This window comes from Xanthomonas sp. WHRI 8932A, assembly GCF_035012785.1.
GTDB lineage: Bacteria > Pseudomonadota > Gammaproteobacteria > Xanthomonadales > Xanthomonadaceae > Xanthomonas.
The window spans coordinates 273,268-287,311 of the sequence record NZ_JAYGQQ010000008.1; the positions used below are offsets into that span (position 1 = coordinate 273,268).

12 protein-coding genes and 4 other RNA genes are annotated in these 14,044 nt (G+C 65.6%); 9 read left to right on the forward strand and 7 right to left on the reverse strand.

Annotation, left to right across the window (positions count from 1 at the left end; translation table 11 throughout):
- Positions 1-49 precede the first annotated feature (49 nt).
- Complete coding sequence (locus tag VC212_RS15025) at positions 50-1,126, forward strand: ferredoxin reductase (protein ID WP_323526232.1); 1,077 nt, start codon at positions 50-52, stop codon at positions 1,124-1,126.
- Between the two features lie 9 nt (positions 1,127-1,135).
- Complete coding sequence (locus tag VC212_RS15030) at positions 1,136-2,257, forward strand: acyl-CoA desaturase (RefSeq protein WP_115514138.1); 1,122 nt, start codon at positions 1,136-1,138, stop codon at positions 2,255-2,257.
- Between the two features lie 545 nt (positions 2,258-2,802).
- Here VC212_RS15030 and VC212_RS15035 read toward each other — a convergent pair.
- Entirely contained in the window at positions 2,803-4,401 is a 1,599-nt protein-coding gene (locus VC212_RS15035) for an EAL domain-containing protein (protein ID WP_323526233.1), read from the reverse strand.
- Between the two features lie 384 nt (positions 4,402-4,785).
- Here VC212_RS15035 and VC212_RS15040 point away from each other — a divergent pair, with 384 nt between their 5' ends.
- A complete protein-coding gene (locus VC212_RS15040; RefSeq protein WP_323526234.1) occupies positions 4,786-4,962 on the forward strand; it encodes a hypothetical protein in 177 nt (58 codons plus the stop codon).
- Between the two features lie 197 nt (positions 4,963-5,159).
- On the opposite strand, the gene VC212_RS15045 is transcribed toward VC212_RS15040, so the two are convergent.
- Positions 5,160-5,236: non-coding RNA, sX9 sRNA (locus VC212_RS15045), on the reverse strand.
- 296 nt (positions 5,237-5,532) lie between these two features.
- Positions 5,533-6,042, reverse strand: a complete 510-nt coding sequence (locus tag VC212_RS15050) for a lipocalin family protein (RefSeq protein ID WP_323526235.1) — start codon at positions 6,040-6,042, stop codon at positions 5,533-5,535.
- A 264-nt stretch (positions 6,043-6,306) separates the two neighbouring features.
- Here VC212_RS15050 and VC212_RS15055 point away from each other — a divergent pair.
- Positions 6,307-6,385: non-coding RNA, sX9 sRNA (locus VC212_RS15055), on the forward strand.
- 13 nt (positions 6,386-6,398) lie between these two features.
- Here VC212_RS15055 and VC212_RS15060 read toward each other — a convergent pair.
- Both VC212_RS15060 and VC212_RS15065 read right to left on the reverse strand, forming a co-directional pair.
- The gene (locus VC212_RS15060) at positions 6,399-7,919 is read right to left on the reverse strand and encodes a YifB family Mg chelatase-like AAA ATPase (RefSeq protein WP_323526236.1); all 1,521 of its coding nucleotides are present in this window, start codon (positions 7,917-7,919) and stop codon (positions 6,399-6,401) included.
- Positions 7,920-7,932: 13 nt separating this feature from the next.
- Positions 7,933-8,220: an accessory factor UbiK family protein gene (locus VC212_RS15065; RefSeq protein WP_055847344.1), complete on the reverse strand. Its 288-nt coding sequence runs from the start codon at positions 8,218-8,220 to the stop codon at positions 7,933-7,935.
- Positions 8,221-8,402: 182 nt separating this feature from the next.
- Between VC212_RS15065 and VC212_RS15070 the strand changes: the two genes are divergently transcribed.
- Together VC212_RS15070 and VC212_RS15075 are read left to right on the forward strand one after the other, a co-directional pair.
- A non-coding RNA gene (locus tag VC212_RS15070) (sX9 sRNA) lies at positions 8,403-8,478 on the forward strand.
- Positions 8,479-8,515: 37 nt separating this feature from the next.
- A complete protein-coding gene (locus VC212_RS15075) occupies positions 8,516-8,890 on the forward strand; it encodes a P-II family nitrogen regulator (protein ID WP_202863455.1) in 375 nt (124 codons plus the stop codon).
- Positions 8,891-8,948: 58 nt separating this feature from the next.
- Here the strand turns inward: VC212_RS15075 and VC212_RS15080 are convergent, their stop codons facing one another.
- Positions 8,949-9,176: a hypothetical protein gene (locus VC212_RS15080; protein ID WP_153066789.1), complete on the reverse strand. Its 228-nt coding sequence runs from the start codon at positions 9,174-9,176 to the stop codon at positions 8,949-8,951.
- A 479-nt stretch (positions 9,177-9,655) separates the two neighbouring features.
- Between VC212_RS15080 and VC212_RS15085 the strand changes: the two genes are divergently transcribed.
- Positions 9,656-11,626 carry a beta-N-acetylglucosaminidase domain-containing protein gene (locus VC212_RS15085; protein WP_323526237.1) on the forward strand — a complete coding sequence of 657 codons (1,971 nt, stop codon included), beginning with the start codon at positions 9,656-9,658 and terminating at the stop codon, positions 11,624-11,626.
- Between the two features lie 80 nt (positions 11,627-11,706).
- Positions 11,707-11,782: non-coding RNA, sX9 sRNA (locus VC212_RS15090), on the forward strand.
- A gap of 11 nt (positions 11,783-11,793) precedes the next feature.
- Here the strand turns inward: VC212_RS15090 and VC212_RS15095 are convergent.
- The gene (locus tag VC212_RS15095; protein ID WP_323526238.1) at positions 11,794-12,450 is read right to left on the reverse strand and encodes a phosphotransferase; all 657 of its coding nucleotides are present in this window, start codon (positions 12,448-12,450) and stop codon (positions 11,794-11,796) included.
- A 614-nt stretch (positions 12,451-13,064) separates the two neighbouring features.
- On the opposite strand from VC212_RS15095, the gene VC212_RS15100 reads away from it, so the two are divergent.
- Complete coding sequence (locus VC212_RS15100) at positions 13,065-13,877, forward strand: hypothetical protein (RefSeq protein ID WP_323523384.1); 813 nt, start codon at positions 13,065-13,067, stop codon at positions 13,875-13,877.
- Positions 13,878-14,044 lie beyond the last annotated feature (167 nt).

Sequence of the window (14,044 nt, forward strand, 5' to 3'; positions counted from 1 at the left end):
GATATACAACTGTATACACGCGTGTGCATGCATGCGTATAGTGCAACCTATGAGCCTGGCACCCACTCCCAAGAGCAAGTCCCCGCTGCCTACACGGCTGGCGCGCCGGCTGGTGTCGCCACAGCTGTTCGATTTCTGGGCCACCCGGATCAATCCGCTGTGGACGCTGGATCGGCCCATGGCCCGCCTGGTCGAACGCAACACCGCCAGCCGCGACGCGGTGAGCTTGGTGTTTCAGGCCAATGGCCACTGGCAGGGCCTGCAGGCCGGCCAGCACGTCAGCGTGGGTGTGGAGATCGACGGCCGCCGTCTGCTGCGCAGCTACAGCCCCACCGTGCTGGCCGATGGCCGCCTGGCGATCACCGTCAAGGCGATCGAAGGCGGGCTGGTGAGCCGTTATCTGGCGCACGATGCGGCGCTGGGCACGGTGGTGTCGCTGGACCCGGCCTTTGGCGACATGCTGCTGCCGGCCGCGCCCACCCCGCTGTTGCTGCTGGCCGCAGGCTCGGGCATCACCCCGATGCGCGCGCTGCTGCGTGCGGCCGCGCACGCCGGCATGCCGGTGGATGTGGACCTGCTGTACTGGGTGCGTCAGCGCGACGAAGCCTGCTTTCTGGACGAATTCGAGGCGCTGGCCGCCGCGCATTCGCGTCTGCGCGTGCAGGTGCTGACCACCCGCGAGGGTGCGACGCCGGCGGCGCGCGTTGACAGCTATCCGTTGGAGCAGATCGCCGATCTGTCCGCACGCCACGTCATGGCCTGTGGCCCGGGCGGATTTGTGCAGGCGGCGCGTGCACGGCTGGAAGGCCAGGTAGCAGCGTTTCAGGCCGAAGCCTTCAGCGTGCCGACGCTGGACGACGGCGAAACCGGCGACGTCCAGGTCCAGCTGTCACGCAGCGGCCGTACGCTCACCCTGCCGCGCGGCCAGTCGCTGCTGGAAGGGCTGGAAGCGCAAGGACTGCGCCCGAAGCACGGCTGCCGCATGGGCATCTGCAACAGCTGCGCCTGCGCGCGTCAGTCCGGCACCACGCGCCACCTGCTGACCGGTGAGCGCAGCAACGAACCCACCGCACAGGTACGCCTGTGCATCAGTGCCCCGAGCACTGACCTGATCCTGGATCTGTAAGGAATCTTCATGAGCCGAGTTCATAACCGTGCCCTGTCCGCCGCCGAACTGCAGTCGTTTGGCGACGAACTCGATGCCATCCGCGCCCGCGTGCAGCGGCAGGTAGGCGCCGCCGATGCGCGCTACATCCGCCGCATCGTGGCTGCCGTGCGCTGGACCGGCGTGGCCGGCCGCGCGCTGCTGTTTCTGGGCGCGTTCGTGCATAGCGTGCTGATTCCGGCCTGGATTGCCGGCGTGGTGCTGCTGACGCTGTCCAAAATCCTGGAGAACATGGAGCTGGGCCACAACGTCATGCACGGCCAGTACGACTGGATGGGCGACCCGCAGCTCAACGGCAACACCTACGAGTGGGACATCGTTGCCACCGGCGACAACTGGCGCAAGACGCACAACTTCAAGCACCACACCTATACCAACGTGCGCGGCATGGATGACGATATCGGCTACGGCCTGCTGCGCATCTTCCCCGAGCAGCGCTGGCGCCCGTTCTACCTGGTGCAGCCGTTCATTGCGGTGGTGTTTGCGCTGCTGTTCGAATGGGGCGTGGCCATCCAGGACCTGCGCCTGGGCCGCTGGTTCGCGGGCAAGATGAAGGCCGCCGAATTGCGCGCGTCGTTCCTGCCGGTGGGCCGCAAGATCGGCCGCCAGATGCTCAAGGACTACATCGTATTCCCGCTGCTGGCCGGCCCGTTCTTCCTGACCGTGCTGCTGGGCAATCTGGCGGCCAACATGCTGCGCAGCATCTGGACGTTCGTGATCATTTTCTGCGGCCACTTCACCGCCGATGCGGAAGTGTTCCCGAAGGAATCGATCCGCAACGAGTCGCGCGGCCATTGGTATCTGCGTCAGTTGCGCGGCTCGTCGAATCTGACCGGCGGCAAGTTGATGAACGTGCTGTCGGGCAATCTGAGCCACCAGATCGAACACCATTTCTATCCGGATCTGCCGGCCAATCGTTACGCACAGATTGCGGTCGAGGTGAAGCAGATCTGCGCGCGCTATGGGCAGCACTACAACACAGGCTCGTTGCCGCGTCAGTTTGGCCAGGTGATGTGGCGGATCGTGCGGCATGCCTTCCCGAGCCGGCCCAAGCCGGTGCGCCAACGCGGCGCTGCGCTGCAAAGCGCTTGAGTGATACGAGAAAGGCCGCCATTGGCGGCCTTTTTTTTGATGTGGGTCAATCGCCGCGACGGCAAGTAATGCAGCAAGAAGTGGTGGGTGAGCGCTGCGCTTACGCGTCTGCATGCGGCCCACGCGTGTGGCCGGCGTTGGCGAGCGATGGATCCGGCTCCAGTGCACGGGTGAGGGTGGCTGAGCGACAGCGCAGTGGTTGCGATCGCCACTTCGACGCAGGCCAAGTTGTGCGTTAGCGCTGCGGCCACGTGTCTGCATGCAACGACGCGCGTCATCTCGGCTAGGCGAGCGATAGACATCGATCCGGTGTACTGACGAGGTGGGCCCAGCGACAGCACCGTGGTTGCGAGCGTCACTTCGACACCAGGCGACATCGTGAGTGATTGCAGCGGTTGCAGGATTTCAGCCCGATGACGGCGATGAGCCTGAGCGTCCCAATCTTGCCAGCTGGGGCCAAGCATCGCGATGGTGCAGCTTAGATCCTGGGTTTGGTCTTCAAGGCATCGAAGCGGCTTGCCGGGTGCCTTGAGGGCAGTGGTTGCCTATCTGAAACCGTGCGCCGCAACGCTGCGCGCCTGCGCGTGATACGCGATGAAGCCGGTCGCCGGCAGCGCGCGCGAGAACAGCCAGCCCTGCGCAAGATCCACGCCGTGTGCGCGCAGGTAATCCAGTTGCTCCTGGCGCTCCACGCCTTCGGCAATCGTACGTAGCTGCAACGTCTTGGCCATTTCGATGATGTGCGCGGTCACCGAACTGGTGGCCGAGTGGGTGCCGATGGTGTCCACGAACGACTTGTCGATCTTCAACGCATCCAGTGGCAAGCCTTGCAGATACTGCAGGCTCGAATAGCCGGTGCCGAAGTCGTCGATCGACACCGTATGGCCGGCACCGCGTAGATGGGTGATGGTGGTGCGCGCCGCATCGATGTCCATCAGGCTGCGCTCGGTCGCCTCCACCCACAATTGCCCGCTGTTCACCCCGGTGCCTTGCAGCGCCTGCGCCAGTACCGACTGCACACGGCCGCTCTTGATGTCGCCAGCCGAGACGTTGATGGCCACATGCAGCGCGGGATCGGCGGCCAGGGTGGGGCCGAGGTCGCGGATCACTTCGGCCACTACCAGATCGGTGATCGGCAGGATCAGGCCGCTTTCTTCTGCCAGCGGAATGAACGCATCCGGCGGCACCAGCACGCCATCCGGCTGTTGCCAGCGCACCAGCGCCTCGGCACCGACGCAACGGCCGTCGTCGAGCGCAATGATGGGCTGGTAGTGCACGATGAATTCGCAGCGCTGCACCGCGATCTCCAACCGTGCCAGCGGCGACAAGCGGCGTCGTGAGACCCACAGCACCAGGCCGACCAGCAGCACCGCCAGCGCGATGCCGGCCGGCACCACCTGCAGCCGTGCGGCGGCCAGCGGCCCGCGCAGATAGGCGGCAGGCTCGGTGACCACCGCGGCCCAGTCGCCGCGCCGGTCGCGCCCGGACAACACCTGCGCGTCGGCGATGCTGCGGATGTCGGTGTCGGTGTCGGTGTCGGTGTCGGTGGCGTCGCGTGGCGTCACCAGCAACTGTTCGGCGGCGGTGCCGGTGCTGCTGAGAAGGTGCCCGTCGGGCGTGCCGATCGCCAGCTGCAGGCCGGGCGGGATGTTGATGTCGGTCAGCGTGTTCGGGTTGATCAGGACGTTGTAGTCGCCAAGCTGCAGCGCCATCAAGGGATGCTGCGGATTGGCCAGCGGCAACAGCCGGGTGGTCACCGCGATGCCGCGCTTGACCACGAAGTCCGGGCTGGTCTGCGGGATGCTGTCGGGCAGCTGCCCCCATGAGGTACAGCGCAAGCGGCGTTGCTGGAAATGTCCCAGTTCCACGATGTAGTGGTTGGTCAGCACCAGCGCGCGCATCTGCGCCAGATGCGCCGGCGAGCAGGACGGCATCCGTGAGGTGGCCATGCTCAGCAAGGCACCATGCGCTTCGTCGAAGGCGGTTTCGGTACGCCGGATCGACAGCGCTGCCAGCTGGCTGAGTCTGCTTTCTTCGCGCGACAACGCCAGCCGCCACGCCAGGTAGTAGGACAGGCCGATCGGGAGCGTTGCGCACAGCAGCACCAGCAGCACGGTCAGACTGATGATGCGTTGACGCTTCACGTCACCACCCGCATCGGCATGGGGGCCAGCTCATGCGCGCGGCCTGCTGTAACCGGGGCGGTGGACCACGATCTGCGCGTACGCCACGGCCGGATTACCGCGCGCCGTGGCGCGCTGTACCGGCGTGATGTGGACCACAGATATGGACGGATGAGGCTGCACGTCGCGAATGTACGACACACGCGTGCATTGCGCGCGTCCGTCGAGCGAAGTCGACGTGATTTTTCTGCCGCCAGGTGCATGTGCGCTGCGGCAGTTGCCACAGCCAATGGATTCACGCGCCTGCACGCAGGTGCGCGTTAGGGTCGGTACGTCTGCGCTCGCCAACGCGGGCTGCGGGACCACCCGGTCCCCTGCAAGGCGCTCTCACTGGAGGAATCACCCATGACAACGCAGAAAGAACGCGTCGGCGGCACCGATGCGATACCGATCTTCAAGATGCACGAAACTACGCGCGATGGCGAACTGGTCAAGTACGTGGTCGGCGATACCGGCGTGGCCTTCGACAGCCTGGAAGGCGCGCAGGCTGCCGCCAAGGATCTGGGCACGCTCAACGGCTGAGTAGGGCCGTTGATTGCAACGGTTGATGACACGGGCGACCTGGTCGCCCCGGTAATCGCCGGAGGTCGAAGCGGCCGGAGCGGAGAAGCGGCGCAGCTTAGTGCGGCGCGGTTTCCATGCTCCGGCCGTTGTTGTATGGGGTTGAGTCACCGCGTCTGTCTGCAGCGGAGTGCTCGATCGCAGTGGCGCTTTGGATCGGCTAACGAAACGTGGCGAGCAGTCGTTAGGTGGGTATGGACGGCGCGCTCGGAGCCGGAGTTTGCGAGTGGTCCATGCCGCACCGAGCACCGGCCGCGCCTGCCTGATGGCGGCGTAGTCGTTTTGTTAGCCGCCCTCAGTTAGCAATGCTGCCGGCAGCTTGCACCGATGCCTGACTTGTGTGCCCGATGCAGGACGACTTCGTTGACAACACGTCGCGCTCAGCGCGTGTGGGCGTGCTGTCGGCATGTGGTGCATGCCGCGCGCTGATCAGCGGTGTACTGGGAGTCGAGGACCAGCCGCACCTTGCGGAGTGCATGCCCAGACCGCGGCTGACGTGCGCCGCGCACTAGCAGTGATCGCCACGCATCCTCAGGAAAGCGGTTGCTCGGTCAGCCGCCCGGTGTGCGGGGTGTGGATCAGTGGCGCCAGGTCGAACCCTTGTTCGCGCGCATGTGCCAGGTAGGTCTGGGCGATGTTTTCGTCCAGCTGCGGCAGGCGCGCCAGCAGCCACAGATAGTTGCGATCAGGGCTGCCCACCAATGCGGTGGTGTATTCCGCATCGACCCGCATCACCCAGTAATCGCCTTTGGTGAAGGGAATCCAGCGCAGGCCTTCGGGCAGGAAAGTCACTTCGAGCCGGGCGTTTGTCGCGTCGATGGCGCTCGCCTGACCGACCGCTTCCTCCAACGCGCCGGCCGCGGTCAGGCAGCGGTTCTGCACGCGCACGGTGCCGTCGTCTTGCAGCGAGTAGTGCGCCGACACATCGGTACAGTCCGCATCCTCGAAGCGGATCGGCAACCTGGCGATCTCGTACCAGGTGCCGAGATAGCGGTTCAGATCCAGCGACGCAACGGTGATCAGTTCGGGAAATCGGCTCATGACAGCCTCTGCGCAAGGGGATGGCAGACGTTGTACGTGCATGGCCATGAAGTGGATGTTGGGACGCGCAGACCGGCTGCCAGGTGCTGGCCATCGTTTGTGCTGCCACTGCCGGTGCCTGTTTGTCGTCGACGTCGTGCATAAGCTGTTGGTTGCTTCCGCCCGGTGGCGCGCGATCGACCGTTGTCGGCGCAGCCAGACAAGCGCGGCTCACAACACTACTGTGCGACCACTATGTGGGCGTGGCCGGCGCTCTGGTGCGACATGGGCCACTCGTCTACTTGTGGTTCTGGAGTGCGCCGTCCACACCCGCCTTACGACTGCTCGCTACATTTTGTGCGCCGCGCCGCGCCGCGCTACGCCGCGCTGGCGGCAGTCAGTGCGCGATCCAGCTTGCGATAGCCGATCGCTTCGGTCAGGTGGCGTGTGGCAATGGTGGCGCTGTCGTCCAGATCGGCAATGGTGCGCGCCACGCGCAGGATGCGATGCATCGAGCGCGCGGACAGCTGCAGATGCTCGATCGCACGTTCCAGCAGCAGTTGGTCGTCGTTGTGCAGCCGGCAATGGCGATCGGTGTCCGGCTGATCGAGTTGCGCATTGGGCAGCGCGCTGCGTGCGAGCTGGCGCTGCCGCGCGGCAACCACACGCGCACGCACGCTGGCGCTGTCTTCGCCCAGGTTGCCGCTGCGCAATGCCTGTGGCGGCAACCGCGGCACGTCGACATGCAGGTCGATGCGGTCCAGCAGCGGCCCGGAGATGCGGCTGCGATAGCGGAGGATGCTGTCGCTGCTGCAGCGGCACCGCCCGCTGCCATCGCCGGCCCACCCGCAAGGACATGGGTTCATCGCCGCCACCAGTTGAAACCGTGCTGGGAAATCCACGCTACGCGCTGCCCGCGAGATCGTGACCAGACCCGATTCCAACGGCTCGCGCAGCACCTCCAGCGTCTGTCGTTGCCACTCTGGAAGTTCATCCAGAAACAGCACACCGTTATGGGCCAGCGAGATCTCTCCGGGGCGCGGATGCGTGCCGCCGCCGACCAGTGCGACGGCGCTGGCGGTGTGATGCGGGGCGCGGTAGGGGCGCTGCCGCCAGCGGGCAAGGTCCAGTCCGCGGCCGCTGATGGAGGTAATTGCGGCAGTCTCCAGGGCTTCGGCTTCGCTGGCTTCCGGCAGCAGGCCAGGTAGGCGCGAGGCGAGCAGGGTCTTGCCGCATCCGGGGCTGCCGACCAGCAGCAGGTGATGGCCACCGGCTGCGGCGATCTCCAGTGCGCGGCGTGCGTGCGGTTGGCCACGCACGTCGGCCATGTCGGGCAGGGCACGTGCGCCCACCGCTGCCACCGCCAGTTCGGCAGCAGGCGCCTGCTGTGTGCCATTGAGGGCGGCGCAGACTTCCAGCAACGTGCGTGCGGTGAAAGCCTGGACGTGCCCGGCAATGGCGGCCTCGGCGCCATTGGCCAGCGGCACGATGAGCCGTCGCCCGGCCTGCGCGGCGGCCAGTGCGGCCGGCAGCACGCCATCGACGCCACGCAACTCGCCGGTCAGCGCGAGCTCGCCGATGAATTCGTAATCGGCCAGCGCCTGCCGGTCGATCTGCCCGCTGGCAGCCAGGATGCCGAGCGCGATCGGCAGATCGAAGCGGCCGCCGTCCTTGGGCAAATCCGCTGGCGCCAGATTGATGGTGATGCGCCGTGCCGGGAATTCGAACTGTGCGCACAGCAAGGCGGCACGCACGCGTTCGCGTGATTCGCGCACCGCCGCCTCGGGCAGGCCCACGATCTGGGTGGAAGGAAGGCCGCCGGAGAGATGCACTTCCACCCGAACCTCAGGCGCGTGCACCCCTACGCGGGCACGGCTGTGCACCAGCGCCAGACTCATGGTGGAGGGCTCGTCAGGGGGTGTCGGAGGAACCGGGTGCCGCACTGGGCGATGCGCCCGGTGCGCGCGCTTCCAGTGCGGCGACGGCCTGCTCCAGTGCGTCGAGTTTTTCGCGCGTGCGCAGCAGTACCGCGCGTTGCACATCGAATTCTTCGCGGGTGACCAGGTCGAGTTTGCCAAGGCCGGCCTGCAATGCGCCCTTGAAGGTGCTCTGCAATTCTTCGCGCGATTGGCGCAGGCCCGGCGGCACCAGGTCGCTGAGGCGGCGGGCGAGGTCGTCGAGCTGATTGAAATCGATCATGGTGTTCTCCGCAGGTCCGTAGGAAGCCTAGTGCAGGCCGGGACACACGGGACATCGGCAAGGCAGTCGGCAGGCAGTAAGGATAGTCCCATTCGGTTGTGGGCCGCGGTGAAGGCGGCTAAGAGCAGCGAACAAAACAACTGTGCTCACCGCCAGGCGGGTGCGCCGGTGCTCGGTGCGGCATGGACCACCCGTACACTCCGGTTCGTCCGCGCCGTCCACACCCACCTGACGACTGCTCGCTACGTTTTGTTAGCCGCTCTAAGCATGGGTGAGTGTTGCAGCCGTCCACGGTATGCTGCGCGCCCGTCATGCCCTGGGATCTGCATCAATGAAAATGATCATGGCCATCGTCAAACCGTTCAAGCTCGACGATGTGCGCGAAGCACTCGCCGGCTGCGGCGTGGCGGGCATCACGGTGACCGAGGTCAAGGGCTTCGGGCGGCAGAAGGGCCATACCGAGCTGTATCGCGGTGCCGAGTACGTGGTCGATTTCCTGCCCAAGGTGAAGATCGAAGTGGCGGTGACCGACGACCAGGCCGAGCGCGTGGTCGAAGCCATCGTGGCCGCCGCCGGCACCGGCAAGATCGGCGACGGCAAAGTTTTTGTGTACGACCTTGGCACCGTAGTGCGCATCCGCACCGGCGAGCTGGATAGCGACGCGCTGTAAGGCCGTTCGCGCGGGGCGCCTCGATGTGGCGGCGCCTCTGCTGCGTGCTGAAAAATGCTCACGGCATTGACGCGCGCATCAGGTTTTTTTTCAACGCTGACAGCGTATGCGCCGATCGATTGATGCGCTGGGCAATGCCGTGTTGCAGGCAGAACGGAATGGCTGCAATGCGCTTGTCACTGGCGTAGCGTCGGCGTCCGCCGCTTGCTGAAAGTGCTGGCGCTGTCGACGCGCGCATCAGCACTTCTACGACGCCAACACCACACACGCCGATCGATTGATGCACGCGGCGATGACGCGTTAGGGGCAAAACGGAACGGTGGGGATAACTGCCCTGCGCCTGTCACGGTGGACCGCATGCGAGTCTGACTGCGCGACCGCTACATCCGATGTGCCATGGCTCAGGTCGGTTCCGGCGCGAGCGTGGCGTCTTTGCGGCTCTCGTCATGGCCCCCGCGCGCTGGTCGAGCGTCGAGTACGCCCATGCTTCATCTGGCGATACAGCCCGTCTCGCCGCCGCTTCAGGTGGGCTCGCTGCTACCGCAACCGTGATCCTGACGAAGCCAATCGCCCCGCTTCTCATACCATTTCAATACCGCAGCTCATGGCCGGCGCGCCTAGTTCCTTTCGGTCCAGACAGCGCGTTCGCTGATAACAACAGCAGCCAAAACCAGGCTCGACCCTCCAAGACCAAGCCACGCTTGTCGCCACGCAGCGACTTGCCTACTCTAGGCCGTAATACCATTCCAATACCGGAGTTCGGACATGAAGCGACGCAACAGGAAGTCGGGCTTGCGCCTGCTCTCGGTCTTGGTGGCAGTGGGGCTGGCCGCGCCTGCACTGGCCGCGCCGGTCACCCAGCCGGTGCTGTTTCCGACCCCGGTATCGATCGTGCTGGATGGGCAGACGATCAGTTTGGGCCGGTCGGTGGTGCTGGTCGTCGCGCCGGGCGCGGACCCGGCCTCGGTCGCGTTGGTGCGTGGCCTGCTCGGGTCGGCCGGCGTCAGCAAGATCGCCACCGCATCGCGCCTGCCGACCACGCTCGATCGCCCGCATATCGTCATTGGCACCGGCGACGCGGCGGTGGTGCGCGATGCACTGACGCGCAGCAAGGCCATGCAGGACACCCATACCGAAGGCTATACGCTGGCCAGCGTTGCGCTGGGCGGCGGCAGCCTGATCACGCTGGCCGGACACGACAGCGATGGCCTGTTCCATGCCGTGCAGACGTTGCGTCAGTTGCTCGAGCGGCCGGCTATCCCGGCGCTGGTCATCCAGGATTACCCGGCCATGCCGATCCGCGGCACGATCGAAGGCTTTTACGGTGCGCCGTGGTCAATGGCCGACCGCAGCAAGCACATCGATTTTCTGGCGCGCACCAAGGCCAACACCTACATCTACAGCCCCAAGGACGACCCGTACGCGCGCGACCGTTGGCGCGACCCGTACCCCAAAGCGACCTTGAAGGCGCTGGGCACGTTGGTGGCCACCGCCAAGCGCAACCATGTCGATTTCGTCTATGCGATTTCGCCTGGGCCAAGTGTGTGTTTTTCCGATCCGGCCGATGCCAAGGCATTGCTGCGCAAGTTCGATGCGTTCCGCGCGCTGGGCGTGCGCAGCTTCTATCTGGCGTTGGACGATATCGAATACACCAAGTGGAACTGCGAGCGCGACAAGACCACCTTCGGCGAGTCCGGTGCGCAGGCGGCGGGCATCGCGCAGTCGCATCTGCTCAATCTGGTGCAGGCCGATCTGGTCGCCCGCCACGCTGCTGCGTCGGAACTGATCATGGTGCCGACCGAGTATTTCGACGCCAAGGAAAGCCCGTACAAGGAGGCGCTGCGCAAGCATCTGGACCCGAAGATCGTGGTGCAGTGGACCGGCACCGACGTGGTGCCGCCGGCCATTTCCATCCCCGATGCGCGTGCGGCGACCAAGGCATTCGGGCGCAAGACGTTGCTGTGGGATAACTACCCGGTCAACGATTTCGAAACCTCCGCCGGGCGCTTGCTGATGGCGCCATATGCGCGCCGCGAGGCCGGGCTGTCGGCCGAGTTGTCCGGCATCGTCTCCAACCCGATGAACCAGGAAGTGCCCAGCCGCGTCGCGGTGATGGGGCTGACTGCGTTCGCCTGGAACGACAAAGGCTACGACGCGCAGCGCACCTGGCATGCGGCGGCGCGCGATCTGGCCGGTGGCGATGCGCGCGTGACGGCGGCATTGCTGACCTTCTTCGACACCCAGCATCTGGCACCCACCTTCGGCAGCCAGCCGTGGCAGGAGCAGGCGCCGCGTCTGAAGGCCGTGCTCGACCAGGTGCGCGAGGCGATCGCACTGGGCGATGCCACGGCGCGCAGTCAGGCCATTGCAACGCTGGCGCGCACCGCCGACGACATCGCCGCCGCGCCGCAGATCATTCGCGACGGCGTGGCCGACAAGGGCTTTGCCCAACAATCGCGCCCCTGGCTCGACGCGATGGAAAGCTGGGGCCGCGCGCTGCAGCAGACCGCGGCCGGCCTGGATGCCGCCAATCGCGGCGATACCGCAGCGCCGGCGTTGTTTGCCGATGCCGCTGCAGTGGCCGCCAAGGCCGCGGCCGTCCCCTCGATTCCCGGCGCCACGCGCTTCGGCGGGCCGGTCAAGATTGCCGATGGGGTGCTCGACCGCTTCGTGGCAGACGCACCGACGCTGATCGCCTACAAGGTGCCAGCCGGATCGGCAGCGGTAGAGCACTGACGGCGCTGCGGGCGGTTCAGGGCAGCCAGCAACACGACGGTGCTCACCGCCAGGCGGACGTGGCCGCTGCGCGGTGCGGCATATGCCACTTGGATACTCCGGTTACTCCGCGCTGTCCGCACCCAGCTGACGACTGCTCGCCAGGTTTTGTGAGCCGCTCTTAGGTATTACGTGTCGCGTTTGAGGCGGCGATACAGCCGCTTCCAGCCGCCGCGCAGGCCACGCACCCAGCCCGGCTCGGCGCTGCGTGCGGCCTCGTCGGCGGTGGGTGGGATCCCGGCCAGGCGCTGGCGCATCTTCTGGAAATTGGCCACGTCGCTGCGTTGCAGCTGCCGTGCCACCGTGCCGCGCCGCAGCCAGCGCGGGAACCGCCACGCCGAGGTGAAATCGATCAACACCGGCACCCCGGCACTGACCATCACGTTGGTGCCGTGCAGATCGTTGTGGGTGATGCCGAATGCATGCAGGCGACGCAGCGCCTGCTGCAATTGCTGGAAGACCTCCTGGCCCACCACCGCACTGGCGCTGAGCGTGTCGCCGGGAATGAACTCCATCCCCAGCGCCAGGCCGCCCAACGTACCGAGCAGGGCCGGGGCATGCCGCCAGCCGTGCAGGCGGCGCAGCATGCGCGCTTCATGGCGGACCATCAGCCGGGCGATGGGTGCCAGCAGCGTGCGGCGATAACGGCCGTAGTCCTTGACCACGGCCAGTTGCCCGTCCAGATGGGTGCGGTAGACGTTGGGCTCGAGCAGCCGTGTGCCCTGTTTTAGCAACACGGGAGTGACGACCTGCAGGCTGGACACATCCAGCGGTTGGTAATGCATGACAGTTCTCCGGACCCTGGCGGCGCGGAGGTGTCACGCGTGACGCAGGTCCAAGGGGATCACAAGGGATCGGGGTCACGCGATTTTAGAACTTGCGAGTATTGAAATTACATTTGTTTAACAAATGAAATGTTCCGGACATGGAACGCCCTTGCAATTCAGTCGTTTGGAGCCCTCAGGTCCTTCCAAAATCACTGGGCTGCCGCGCACTGCGGAAGCGCCACGCCGCGGCTGCCGGCACGTGCGACACAGCCGCCGCTTCGCCATCCGCGCGAGACCGGGACGGGAGGTGGCGATCGGTTGGCGGGGTTATCGGTATGGGTTTGGAACACGTCGAAGCCGCACTCCGACGGACCGTCTGTCGACGCGCGTCTCAGCGCTTCTTGACAGGCAATGAGACTCCAGACACTGTGCGCGCTGCGGTCAGGGGGCTGCATCACGCGCGCGCCGCGCACATCCACGCCGATGTGCCACGGCCGGTGCCTTGGGCAGTGCAGTGATGCGGGGACGCTCCCGGAAAGATGACGGCAACTGCGCCACTTCCAGACGCCGTCGGGTCCGCCTGCGTGCGCACGGATGCGGGAACGAGGGAGGATCACTTCATGGGGAATGCGATGAAAAAGACTGCAACACTGCTGTTGGCCTGCACGGCGCTTGGCGTCACGGCACAGACCTCGGCGCAATCGTTGTCGCGCGGCTGGGATAGCTACCGGAAACAGCAAACGCAACCGCAGGCAGGCACGCAGGGCAACTCTGCACCGGCCGCGCCGCTGTCGCGGCCCTCGCACGCCGGCAACGGCGGCGCTCCGACGGCCGTCGGTGGAAGCGGAAGCGCAAATGTGGCCGAAGAGACTGGCGGATTTGCCACCGTCACGACGCAGACGCCTGCGGTGGATGCGCCGCCTGCACCGGCCTATGTGCTGCCAATGCCGCGCGAAGAGGATCAACGTCTGAAGAGCGGCGTTTTTCTGGGCGTGCAGGGTGGTCAGGGCAAAGTGTACGAAGGCATCGAACAAGACATGCTCGGCTTCAACGCAGGCTATCGTTGGAGGGCGGGTCCGGCGACGCTGGTCGGCATTGAGGCGGCAGTTGGGAAGCTGGCCCGTATCAGTGATCACGACGGCGCCTACGTCCCTAGCGTTGAGTTCGGAAGTCTGGGCGCCATGGCACGTTTCAACTTTGGCGACAGTCCACTGTTCGCCGTGGTGCGCCTAGGCTACTGGTCGGCCAACTCCAATGGCGAATCCAATGAACGGGTTTCCGGCGGGTATGCCGGTGCCGGATTAGGCGTAGATATTGGCCGGCATGCGAGTTTGAGCGTGCTCTATACGAACTATCTCTATGCCAACGACTACTACGATTCCGACGAAGACATCACCATCAATCGCGCCGATGTGTTCAACGTCGGCGCCGAAGTCCGCTTCTGAGTGAAGTGGATGCTCGCAAAAGGGCGGACGGCAACGTCCGCCCTTTTGCGTTCCGGCGACGCATCCTGAAAGCGATATCTGGACACGCGTAGCACGCGTACCTCACCTGGCCAGCCTGCGTTGCAGAGGCGTCCATGCAGCTTGCTGTAGTGTCGTGCGCAACGCGG